6 protein-coding genes are annotated in these 12,688 nt (G+C 33.4%); 1 reads left to right on the top strand and 5 read right to left on the bottom strand.

The features are described 5' to 3' along the window. Positions 1–153: 153 nt before the first annotated feature. The 4 genes from BTO05_RS03165 to uvrA all read right to left on the bottom strand — a co-directional run bounded on the left by BTO05_RS03165 (position 154) and on the right by uvrA (position 9,131). Positions 154–2,565: a thiamine pyrophosphate-dependent enzyme gene (locus BTO05_RS03165; protein ID WP_087491264.1), complete on the bottom strand. Its 2,412-nt coding sequence runs from the start codon at positions 2,563–2,565 to the stop codon at positions 154–156. A gap of 154 nt (positions 2,566–2,719) precedes the next feature. After that, a complete protein-coding gene (locus BTO05_RS03160) occupies positions 2,720–5,563 on the bottom strand; it encodes a metalloprotease (RefSeq protein WP_087491263.1) in 2,844 nt (947 codons plus the stop codon). A 7-nt stretch (positions 5,564–5,570) separates the two neighbouring features. Then, positions 5,571–6,257 (bottom strand): TIGR00730 family Rossman fold protein, encoded by a 687-nt coding sequence (locus BTO05_RS03155; protein ID WP_087491262.1) that lies wholly within the window; start codon positions 6,255–6,257, stop codon positions 5,571–5,573. 45 nt (positions 6,258–6,302) lie between these two features. Continuing rightward, on the bottom strand, positions 6,303–9,131 hold the full coding sequence (uvrA, locus tag BTO05_RS03150; RefSeq protein WP_087491261.1) for an excinuclease ABC subunit UvrA: 2,829 nt from the start codon (positions 9,129–9,131) through the stop codon (positions 6,303–6,305). Between the two features lie 122 nt (positions 9,132–9,253). Here uvrA and BTO05_RS03145 point away from each other — a divergent pair, with 122 nt between their 5' ends. Continuing rightward, positions 9,254–9,781 carry a hypothetical protein gene (locus tag BTO05_RS03145; RefSeq protein ID WP_087491260.1) on the top strand — a complete coding sequence of 176 codons (528 nt, stop codon included), beginning with the start codon at positions 9,254–9,256 and terminating at the stop codon, positions 9,779–9,781. Positions 9,782–9,850: 69 nt separating this feature from the next. Here BTO05_RS03145 and BTO05_RS03140 read toward each other — a convergent pair whose 3' ends face one another. Further along, a complete protein-coding gene (locus tag BTO05_RS03140) occupies positions 9,851–12,625 on the bottom strand; it encodes a reprolysin-like metallopeptidase (protein WP_087491259.1) in 2,775 nt (924 codons plus the stop codon). Between the last annotated feature and the right edge of the window lie 63 nt (positions 12,626–12,688).

Genomic DNA, 12,688 nt, shown 5'->3' with positions numbered 1-12,688 from the left:
TAACAATAGGTTTAGAACCTAAAATTAGTACTATTCTTTTAATTAAAGAAAATGGATACGGCTCATTTCGTTTCAAATCTCGATTAATGATCCTTATTAAATAAGAAAAGCCCATAACAAGTTATGAGCTTTTTAAGTTTTATGTTGAGTATATTAACGCAGTTTCGGGAAATCCGAAGGATTAGCTTCGTGCATCACATCATAAATAGCTTCAAATACGTCTTCAACAGATGGTTTAGAAAAATAATCGCCATCAGTACCATAAGCTGGTCTATGTGCTTTTGCAGCTAAAGTTTTTGGCCTACTATCAAGGTGTTGATAGGCATTTTGTGTGTTTAAAATTTCATCTAAAATATATGCAGAAGCACCACCAGAAACATCCTCATCAATAACCATTAAACGATTAGTTTTTACAATACTTTTTACAATATCATGATTTAAATCAAATGGTAGTAATGATTGTACATCAATAATTTCGGCATCAATACCGACTTCTTGTAATTCTTTAGCAGCTTCTTCTACTATGCGTAATGTAGAGCCATAAGATACTAAGGTAATGTCTTCGCCTTCTTTGATAGTTTCAACTACTCCGATAGGCGTTTTAAATTTACCAATATTGTTAGGCATTTTTTCTTTTAAACGGTAACCATTTAAGCATTCGACAACCAAAGCAGGTTCATCACTATCTAAAAGTGTATTATAAAAACCAGCGGCTTTTGTCATGTTTCTTGGAACTAATACATGTATACCACGAACCAAATTAAGAACGCCACCCATTTGTGAACCAGAATGCCATATGCCTTCTAATCTATGACCACGAGTTCGAACAATTAAAGGTGCTTTTTGACGTCCTTTTGTACGGTAATGTACGGTTGCCAAGTCATCACTCATCAATTGTAGAGCGTATAAAATATAATCTAGATATTGGATTTCAGCAATTGGTCGTAAACCACGCATTGCCATCCCAATACCTTGCCCTAAAATTGTAGCTTCTCTAATCCCTGTATCTGAGACTCTAAGTTCGCCATATTTTTCTTGTAAACCTTCTAAACCTTGATTTACATCACCTATATGTCCAGCATCTTCCCCAAAAATTAATGCTTCTGGGTAGTTATTGAAGATGGCGTCAAAATTATCACGTAATACTAAACGCCCATCGACATCTTCTGAGTTGTCATCGTAAGTTGGTAATACCTCAGATTGATTAATACCTCTTTTGGAAGATTGACTTTGTAAATGAGAACTATATTTAGGTTGGATGGTTTCAATATAATTAGTAATCCAATTTTGAAGCTCAATTTTTTCAGCTGAGTTTTCAGAAACCAAATAGCGTAGAGCTTTACGAGTTGCCCCTAATATATCTTTACGTAAAGGCTCAGCAATTGTGTCTAAATCATTACGAAGTTTAGTTATAAAAACACCATTACTACTTGAAGATGCCACACGCTCTAATAAAGCGATAGCTTCTTTCTTTTCTGCTAAAAGAGGATTGATAAATGCCGACCAAGCCGCTTTTTTACCATCTCTAACCGCTTTTTTAATATCTTTTTCGATAGCGCTTAATTCTTCGTCTGTAGCAATGTTGTTTGCTATCATCCATTGACGCATTTGGGTATTACAATCATATTCGGTTTCCCAAGCTAAGCGGTCTTTACTTTTATAACGTTCGTGAGAACCAGAAGTTGAGTGACCTTGCGGTTGTGTTAACTCTTGAACATGAATCATAATTGGCACATGCTCTGTACGAGCAATTTTTCCTGCACGCTGAAATGTGTCAATTAACTCAGGGTAATTCCATCCATTAACACGAAAAATCTCGTAACCATTATTATTTTCGTCTCTTTGGAAACCTTTTAAAATTTCAGAGATATTTTCTTTTGTAGTTTGATGTTTTGCGTGAACTGAAATCCCATATTCGTCATCCCAAATACTAATTACCATTGGCACTTGTAATACACCTGCCGCATTTATGGTTTCAAAAAATAAGCCTTCACTTGTACTTGCATTACCAATTGTTCCCCAAGCTATTTCGTTACCTTGTTTTGAAAATTTGGTAGTATCAATACCATTTACATTTCTATATATTTTTGAAGCTTGTGCTAATCCCAAAAGTCTTGGCATCTGACCTGCAGTAGGAGAGATGTCTGCACTTGAGTTTTTCTGTTCTGTTAAATTTTTCCATTCACCATTATCGTCCAAACTGTGAGTTGCAAAATGACCACCCATTTGACGACCTGCTGACATTGGCTCTTCTTTTAAATCAGTATTGGCATACAAACCAGCAAAAAATTGCTCAATAGTAAGTTGGCTAATTGCCATCATAAACGTTTGGTCGCGATAGTAACCTGAGCGGAAATCTCCGTTTTGAAAAGCTTTTGCCCAAGCGATTTGTGGTACTTCTTTGCCATCACCAAAAATTCCGAATTTAGCCTTACCGGTTAGTACTTCACGACGTCCCAAAAGACTACATTCACGACTGGTCACTACAGTTTTATAATCATTTAAAACTTCTGTTTTAAAATCTTCAAATGTAATCTCAGTTTTTGAGTTTGTATTAGGCTTCATAGACACATCATTTTTGGTTATGCAAAAGTACAACATAACATAAAGCTAAGCAATATGAAAAAGCGTTATAATTTTGAATTATTCTTAAAATACGGCTAAAATTCAACTAATAATTCAAAATTAAGTCAATATTTAACACTTCAGTAAGAATATGTTAATACCATTTTCGTCTAAAAAGACCTAAAAGTACTTGAGGATCAACGGTTACTACAAAGCGGATATTTTGTGCATAAGCGCGCTCTGCTATTTCCCAACCATTATTAGAGTAAACAGGGAAATATAATTCTAAATAATCTGGCACTAAGTTTAAACGAATACCAGAATCATAAACAAAATTTGCATTCGTGAACTTATTTTTAACAAAACCTACATCTCCATAGGCTTCTATATATCGCCAAATTGAAGTACTAAAATTTGCTGTTGCCATCCATTGGTTCGCAAAAGCAGAGTCTTCTAGGCGTGATTTAAAGCCACCTTCAGAAACAATTAACTGCTGACTAAAAATTCCACTAGCTTCGGAACGTCCTAAATAATTAAAATCAAATAAATAATCGGTCGGTCTATCAAGAGCAAAACTGAAGAAATTTGAATTTGAGTCAGTATTGTTTTTTAGGAATGTTCCTGCAAATAATCGTAGATTAATATTACGGTTACTTTTTGTTAGCTTTCGATATTCATAATTTACAGAGACTTTACTAAAATTGCTAGAGAATTGAACGTCTGCAAAAAAGCGTGAAAAATTGATAATTCCAGGACTTGACTTTATATAACGAAGATTGAGAACTCCATAATCCGGCTCTTCTTCAATTTCATCTAAAATCGCATCTGTACCAATACTTCTAGCAATATCTACATAACGTAACGATATAGTTTCTCTCTTATCCGAGCGTAAATCATCCTTATCTCTAAAACTGAAAGAAATATTTGGACGTATGCGCCTAAAAAAGGCATCTTGAGCAAATGAGCGGTAACTCGCGCTTATACCATATGATACATTAAACAAGTTGGAATCTTCTAAATTATGAGTATAAAATATAGTTCCTGAACCTGTTAATGATTTTGAGCGTAATGCGTACTGTGGCGAAAAACGATAATTGAGTCGCTTTCTTAAAATAGTTTTGTTGTATACTTTAGTTCCTAAAGTAAATCCGTCGTATATATTTTTAAACTCTGCTAAAGGCATAAAGAAAACCTGGTTATAATATGGGTCTTCAACATCTTTAAATAATCTAAATTGAAGTGGTTTAGACCAAAAGGCTGAGCCTTTAGTAGACCTGTAATTGTCTCTTTGATTAAATTCTGGGATTACATTATCATAATCTAAAACTAAACGATCAGTATTGTTATTAGGAATTGTTAGTGTTTTAGAATCAGTAATATTGTCTAACCATATTTTATTAATTACAGAATCATTTTTTAAACTGAATAACGAGATGGGCATATTATTTTCCCGTTTATTTTTAATAGTTAGTTGAATTGAATCTTCAGTTGTTTTGATTTTTGATATTTTAAAATCTATCCTGTTTCGTGAATCAATATAATCTTCAAAAAACCAATCAATATTTTTACTAGTTTTAGATTTGATATATGTTTCGAAATCTCTAGGAGTATTTGTTTTTAATTTTTTCAGAGATAAATAATCTTTTGCTAAACTTCTAAAATCTATATCAGTAGCATAATCATCTAAGTAGTTTAGACCAACTCCAGTTTTATATCTTCCGGCAATATTGGCATTGAATTTTGTAAGAGAGTCTTTTGATTTTGTAATCGCTTGATCATTATTTTTTCTAGCAGATTCCATATAGTACAATGTGTATTTTGCATTGTAACTTAAATCTGCAAGATGAAAAGAACGAATTCCCCATACGTTAGCTAACGTACCTAGTAATTTACTATTTGGATAATAGTCCTCAACATACTTCATCAAGAAATAGATAGAAAGTCCATCATTTAACCAATGTTCTTTTCTTGGATTTACTAAACTAATATTATAGATATACTTGTTTAAAGCTGTTTTAAGTAGCTTTAATTCATATTGAAAATCACTTTTAAACGGTCTTAAAAAACTAGGTAATTGATTTAGACCATAAAGTGGATTTTTGTTATAGTCAATTTGAGATACCAATAATCTTTCGTGTGGATATTCACCTAAATTTTCCATTAGGAATCCTGTGACTCTATCAGTAATTATGGCTTTTGATTGTGGAGACAATCCTTTTTCATAAATATCAGATACTAAAGTAAAATCATCTGTAGTGACTTGATTAAATGTATTGTTTTTACTTAATGACAAATAAGTGTCTACTCTGTTATTACCTTTAAGAATTGTCGTTTTTATATCAGAATTTTCATTTTCTGAAATAGTATTTAATTCAGAAACAAGATTATAATTTTTCGGATAGTTAAGTGTTATGTTTAACTCTGCCTTCGGAATGTATAGATCATCTAAATTTTTGTTACTATAGTATTGCCATTGTCCATCATATACTGTTGGTGTTAAGTACCAATACTTTAACTGAAAATCATCATTTTCTGTAAAACCATAATCTGTAAATGTAGCGTCTGGTAAAACTATAGTGTATTTGAGCTTGATTTCGTAGGATTCATTTGGTAAAAGAGGACTTTTTAAATTAACTTTGATAACATCAATTTGGTTTTCTAAGTGTAAATTTTGAAGTTCATTTCCTTCAGTGTCTAATATACTTTCGATCGTTGTAAATCCACGTTGCTTATCGTTAGCCAAATGAAATTTTGTGCTAAACTCCTCTTCAAAACGTTTAGCTAATGCCGTTGATTTTGTTGCATAGCTATTATTCCAGTCGTTTAAATAAATTTCATTAAGGGTATCATCAGACGTATTTTTATAAATAATAGTCTGAGAGACAGTTATGGATTTGTCGTCAGGATTTACAATTCCGACAACATTAATTACATTTTGAGTGTAACTCGATAATGTAAATAGGCAAATACCAAAGAATATAAGGGCTTTTTTAATCAAATTACATTTAGAAATTAGGGCTTAATTCTGATTTATCGTAGAAGTTGTTTAAAATTTCAACCGCTTCATCTGCTGTATCTACTACATGAATTAAATCTAAGTCCTTAGGGCTAATATTCTTTTCATTAAGCAGCGTATTTTTAATCCAATCTACAAGTCCACCCCAAAATTTTCTACCAACCAAAATAATTGGGAATGTATCAATTTTATGAGTTTGTATTAATGTAATCGCTTCAAATAGCTCGTCTAAAGTTCCAAAACCACCAGGCATTACAACAAAACCTTGTGAATATTTTACAAACATGACTTTGCGCACAAAGAAATAATCAAAATCAAGACTTTTATCGCTATCAATGTATGGATTATCGTGTTGTTCAAAAGGTAACTCTATGTTAAGGCCAACAGATGTACCTCCGGCAATGTGGGCACCTTTGTTACCAGCTTCCATAATACCTGGTCCACCACCTGTAATTACACCGTAACCGCTTTCTACAATCTTTTCTGCAACATCTACAGCTAATTGATAGTACTCATGGTCTGGTTTGGTACGTGCAGAACCAAATATAGAAACACAAGGTCCTATTTTGCTTAATTTTTCGTAACCATTTACAAATTCTCCCATGATTTTAAAAATTGCCCATGAGTCATTTGTTTTTATTTCGTTCCAGCCTTTATAGTGTTTTTCTTTTCTCATTTTAAAATTTGTAATTTTATAATAATAGGATTGATTTTATATTGATTAGTTTAACTCTTTCTTCAAAAACTTTGCCGTATAGCTTTTTTGATCTTTAATAATTTGTTCAGGTGTACCTTTTGCAACTACCTGACCGCCACCTTTTCCGCCTTCATACCCAATGTCAATGATATAATCAACGGTTTTGATAACATCTAAATTGTGTTCAATGATTAAAACAGTATTACCTTTGTCAGCTAGTTTATTTAATACTTTCATTAATACATTAATATCTTCGAAATGGAGCCCTGTTGTTGGCTCATCTAAAATATAAAATGTGTTACCTGTATCGCGTTTACTTAATTCTGTAGCCAGTTTAATACGTTGTGCTTCACCACCAGACAGTGTTGTGCTTTGTTGGCCCAATGTAATGTATCCTAGACCAACATCAGCAATAGTTTTTAGTTTTCTGTAAATTTTTGGAATATGTTCGAAAAAGCTAACTGCTTCTTCAATTGTCATATTTAGGACGTCACTTATGGACTTGCCTTTATAACGAATCTCTAGTGTTTCGCGATTAAAACGTTTGCCTTGGCAAGTTTCACACTCGACATAAACATCAGGTAGAAAATTCATTTCAATGACACGTAATCCACCACCTTGGCAAGTTTCGCAACGTCCACCAGCAACATTAAAACTAAAACGGCCTGGTTTGTATCCACGAATCATCGCTTCTGGTATCATTGCAAATAGCTTTCGAATTTCGTCAAAAGTTTTGGTATACGTAGCAGGATTACTTCGTGGTGTACGTCCTATAGGAGATTGGTTGATATCAATAACTTTATCAATATGTTCTAAACCTTTAATGCTTTTGTAAGGCATTGGTTTCTTGACACCATTAAAATAATGTGCATTCAAAATAGGGTAGAGCGTTTCATTAATTAAAGTGGATTTTCCACTACCAGAAACACCAGTAACTCCAATCATTTGACCTAAAGGAAATTCAACCGAAACATTTTTTAAATTATTGCCTGTACAGCCTTTAAGCACCATTTTTTTGCCGTTTCCTTTGCGGCGTTTTTTTGGTATTGAAATTTCTTTTTGTCCATTCAGATAATCTGCTGTTAGTGTATTATGTTCTAATAACTCCTTAGGTGTGCCTTCGCTAATAATTTCACCACCATGTTTACCTGCAAAAGGTCCAATATCTATAACGTGGTCGGCACGTTCAATCATGTCCTTATCGTGTTCTACAACTATTACTGAGTTACCAACATCACGTAGAGAGACTAAAGAGTTTATTAGCTTTTCATTATCACGCTGATGTAAACCAATACTTGGTTCATCTAAGATGTATAGTACTCCAACTAATTGCGAACCAATTTGAGTCGCTAATCTAATACGTTGTGCCTCACCGCCAGATAAAGATTTAGAACTTCGATTTAGCGATAAGTAAGTCAAGCCAACATCAACTAAAAACTCTACACGTGCTTTAATTTCTTTGATAATTTCTGATGATATCTTTTGTTGCTTGCTAGAAAGTCTTTCTAATAAGTTTTTTGACCATTCGCCTAGCTCGATAATATCCATATTGACCAAGTCTGCAATATTTTTGCCATCGACTTTAAAATAAAGAGACTCTTTTCTAAGTCTAGAACCTTCGCAAGTTGGACATTTGACTTTATCCATATATTCTTTTGCCCAACGTACTAGAGATGTAGAATTAGATTTGTATTGGCTTTCAATAAAATTTGCAACACCTTCAAAATCGATGTTATAATCTCTAGCAACACCAAGTAACTTACTCTCTACTGTAAACTTGTCTTTTCCACCATGAAGAATAACTTGTTTAGCTTCTTCAGGAATATCTTTCCAAGCATCTGTTAGTTTAAAATCATAACGCTGTGCAATAGTGTCGAACTGTTTGAAAATCCAACTTTTCTTTTGTGGTCCATGTGGTGCTAAAGCTCCGTTTTTTATTGAGAGCGACTCGTCGGGGACTAGTTTTTTATCGTTAACGACATATAGTTCTCCGATACCATTACATTTTGGGCAAGCACCTTTTGGCGAATTGAAAGAAAAATTATTTGGTTCTGGATTTGGATACGATATACCTGATGATGGGCACATTAAATTTCGACTAAAATAACGAGGCTCGTTAGTGTCTTGATCAATAACTATGAGTACATCTTCGCCATGATACATCGCTGTATTTATTGACTCCATAAGTCGTTTTTCGTTATCGCTAGACTCATCAATTTTTAATCTATCAATTACTATCTCAATATCATGTGTTTTGTAGCGGTCCAGTTTCATACCTTTTTCAAGGTCAACGATTTCTCCATCTGTACGCACTTTTACAAAGCCTTGCTTAGCAATTTGTTCAAAAAGTTCACGATAATGGCCTTTTCTAGAGCGAATTACAGGAGCTAAAATATTAATACGTTTGCCTATAAAAGATTCAAGAATTAAATCTTTGATTTGTTCGTCACTGTAGCTTACCATTTTATCACCAGTTTCGTAACTATAAGCATCAGCAGCTCTAGCAAATAAAAGGCGAAGAAAATCATAAATCTCTGTGATTGTACCAACAGTTGAACGAGGAGATTTACTTGTTGTCTTTTGTTCAATAGCAATAACTGGTGACAAACCATCAATTTTATCTACATCAGGACGTTCTAAACTTCCTAAAAACTGACGTGCGTAAGCCGAAAATGTTTCGATATAACGACGTTGTCCTTCAGCATAGATTGTATCAAATGCTAATGAAGATTTTCCACTTCCAGAAAGACCAGTAATAACGACTAGTTTTTCTCTCGGAATCGTAACATCAATATTTTTAAGGTTGTGAACGCGAGCGCCTTTTACTTCAATAGAATCGTCGTATGTTGTCATAAATTACTTCAGCTAAGTGATAAACTGGCAAAGTTGCAAAGGTACAATTTTTAGTTGTTAATTTGGTGTGAAGGTTTGCTCGAGAATTGTTATAATTGTGATAGAATTATAATACAAATACTATGAAATTATTAGGAATAGGTTCAAGAATTAATCATGCTGAATATGGTAAAGGTGTAGTTACTAATGTGACTACTCAACATTATTGGGTGACATTTATCGAAAATGGATTAGAGACTCTTGATTTAGATGCTGAATTTGAAGTTATTGAAGCTGCTGAAGACGATGTCGATACAATTAGCTTTTATGAAGTTGAAAAAAGTTTGCGTAACATTTTAAAAAAATGGTCTGATGCCTCTGAAGTTGTAACTATCGCTGATAAATGGAAAGGTGGGAAATTAATTTTTGAAGCAGGGGATCCTAACATGCAAGGTAAAGTCATGGATATAGACACTTTTTTTCATAAGATAACAATGGTTCGTGATCGTTTGCGAGTTATGGAACAAAAAATTAACTCTAGCAAAAATCTTGACGATCAGGAGAAAATTGATTTACAACAATATATCACAAGGAGTTACGGAAGTTTAACAAGTTTTAATGTATTGTTTAAGTTGAAAAGTCAACAGTTTAAGGGACAGTCGTCCAAATAAAAAATATTGTCAAATAAAAAACGCCGAAGTTAACAGCTTCGGCATTTTAATTTATTTTAAGTTTTAAAATTATTCAATTATAAGTTTTCTAGTAATTGTTTTATTACCATCATTAACTTTCATAATATAAATGCCTGTGCTAACATTGTTTAAAATTATTTGTTTATCAAACCTTGAAGTAGCATCATAATTACTATCAAATACTAATTTTCCAGAAATATCATATACATCTACATTAATTTCTTTACCAGAGTTAGAGTTAAACTGTAATGTGAAATCTCCTTTATTTGGGTTAGGGAATAAGGCAAAATCGTCTAGTTCAAAATTATCATTACTTAGTACAAATGAAGTTTCTTCATAACAAATTGTTATTGTAGCGGAGTTCCAAGTACTAGTTGTACCATCTACTACTACATCTGTTAAGAAAAATATCCAATCGCCTTGTGAATTTTGTCCATCTGCAAATGATAGAGCAACTTGAGGTATAAAATTGTCGCCACTATTGGTACTAGAACAATTTACAGCAACACCTTCATCATCGAAAGTAATATCTGTATTTGTTGTTCCTGAACAAATACCAGAAGCTAATTGTTGTAATCCTGCAGGTTGCCAAGGAGCTCTAATAGCATACCAAATATCTCCATTATTAGGACTAGTAATATTTACATTTATATTAGTATCTGATATTACTCTAGAATCTGGAATGTTCAAAGCATACCCAGTATAAGAGGCTCCATTTTCGACAACTGTTATCCCAGCATTAAACAGATAATCATCACAGAATTCTTGAGAATTAACTGTATAATTACCAATTGCAAATACTTGTGGGTTTATAGCGAAATAAATATTCCCAACAGATTCAACTTTAATTCTACAGTTTCCTGAAGTCAAACCGTTTGGAAAAGTAATAGTTTCGCTTCCATCGTTATTTGTACCAGAAACTAATGTCGTATTAAAAGTTTGACCACCATCAGTCGATAACAGTATATTTACTTGAGATGTATTAATTCCATTTGCAGTTGTACCTGCGACATCCCATTCAATTGTTGTTGAAGAATTTTCATTGAAGACAGTACCAACTGCAGACTGAGATGTTACTCTAAATGGTCCCGTATTAGCAACACTCACTAGCATATCATCTCTATTAGTTTGTCCACCATTAGGAGTTTGATTGTCTCTCACTGTTAAGGCAAAATTCAAGTCTCTAGCAACGTTAGGGATAACTTCCCATTGAGGTGTTAAATTACCTGCAAGAATATCACTCAACTGAGGAAATGTTCTATCTCCATTAGGTTGCGATGGTCTTGATCTAAACATTGGACCATCAGTATCTGTTGCTGATGGTTGACCTGCTGTTGTACCCGCATCAACTTGTTCCCAATTATAAGATAATACTGCCGTACCGTCTGAGTCACTGGCTGTCCCAGAAAGTGTGAATGCAGTACCAAATGGAATCGTATAGTCGCTTCCAGCATTTACTGTTGGAGCGGTATTACTATTAGATGTGTTAACAGAACATGTCGGAAAAGCAGAATATTGAGCTGTACCCGTAATTCTTGCAAATATTTCATCAATACTTATGGCATTAAAATGATCGTCACTATTTGGTTGAATATTATCACCAGCACAAATACCAGCATACCCCATAATACTTGTGCCACTTCCTGGTTCAACTGAAGTTGAAGCATTTCTATTTGCCCCAGAGCAATTACCTTGACTACCGTTAAATATGTGATTTGCGCCAAAATGATGCCCCATTTCATGAGCAACAAAGTCAACATCGTAAGGGTCTCCAACTGGACTAGGCAACCCTGTCACTGCTCTTGCTTTTCTATTAATCCCAGGAGTAACAGTTTCATCTAAGCATATGCCACCTAAAGATGCGACACCACCACCACCTGTAGTAAATACATGACCTACATCATAGTTTGGAGGTCCAATTCTTGCATCTGTTATTACTTGATTTTCATCTAAAAGAGTAAAAGCATCATTGTCAGTAAATCCATCTGGTTCTACAAGGGATATTGTACTTGTATTAGAAAAAGGAGGGTCAATAATTTCTACTAATTCCATAGTTAAGGAAAAGTCTCGTTCAAAAAGACCATTTACTCTAGTCATAGTTACATTCATTGCAGCTAAAACAGTAGCACGCTTTACAGCATCACTAGCAGAACCTTGGCCTGCTGCATTAATATGGAAATTAGAATACTCCTGAGTTGAAGATAATGATAAACGAAAAGTCCTAAGTAGACCATCATTTGCATTTCTTTGAATATTAGTACTTAAACCTTTTTCATTAATTCTACCAGAATCTATATCTTCAGTTAAAACACAACCTATACGGTCTATATCAGAATACAAATTTCCCTTAGCATAAAAGATATAATTATCTAAATCTTCCGTGTAAGGATCTATGTAGTATGTTTTTCCTATGGAATGTATTACAGCATGAAAACCAAAAATGGTTGTACTAAATCGTATTGTAGTTCCTGGGTTATCTATATTGATACCTACATAGGATTGGATCTCGGGATGTTTTGCAGCAAAATCAGGTTCCATAATTGAGGCTTCATAGATTTGATAACGTTCCATGTCACCATTGGCATTTGGAAATTTAATAAATACGTCTGATTCTAAGGATGATGTCCGACTCACAGCGTTGCTTAATGAGCTTTTGATTCCTTCAAAATTTAAATTATAGACATCAAATTGAGATGCGGTAGAATTTCTTTCAACTAATTGAGTTTGCTGAAATTTACTAGCATTAGTTTTTGACCAAAATGATTTTTTTTGAGAAAAACCAATAAAAGGTAAGGTTAATAGTATAAGGTAAATCTTTTTCATAAAATTTATTTTAGGTATATAAATTTACAAGATTTTTTTTAAACCTTTAATAGGACAATTAAT

The sequence above is a fragment of the Winogradskyella sp. PC-19 genome (assembly GCF_002163855.1).
Classification (GTDB): Bacteria; Bacteroidota; Bacteroidia; order Flavobacteriales; family Flavobacteriaceae; genus Winogradskyella.
This window is presented reverse-complemented; position numbering and strand designations above follow the sequence as displayed.

Coding starts and splice junctions, on each gene's coding strand:
- BTO05_RS03165 (WP_087491264.1), bottom strand. CDS start 2,565: ATGAAGCCTAATACAAACTCAAAAACTGAGATTACATTTGAAGATTTT.
- BTO05_RS03155 (WP_087491262.1), bottom strand. CDS start 6,257: ATGAGAAAAGAAAAACACTATAAAGGCTGGAACGAAATAAAAACAAAT.
- uvrA (WP_087491261.1), bottom strand. CDS start 9,131: ATGACAACATACGACGATTCTATTGAAGTAAAAGGCGCTCGCGTTCAC.
- BTO05_RS03145 (WP_087491260.1), top strand. CDS start 9,254: ATGAAATTATTAGGAATAGGTTCAAGAATTAATCATGCTGAATATGGT.
- BTO05_RS03140 (WP_087491259.1), bottom strand. CDS start 12,625: ATGAAAAAGATTTACCTTATACTATTAACCTTACCTTTTATTGGTTTT.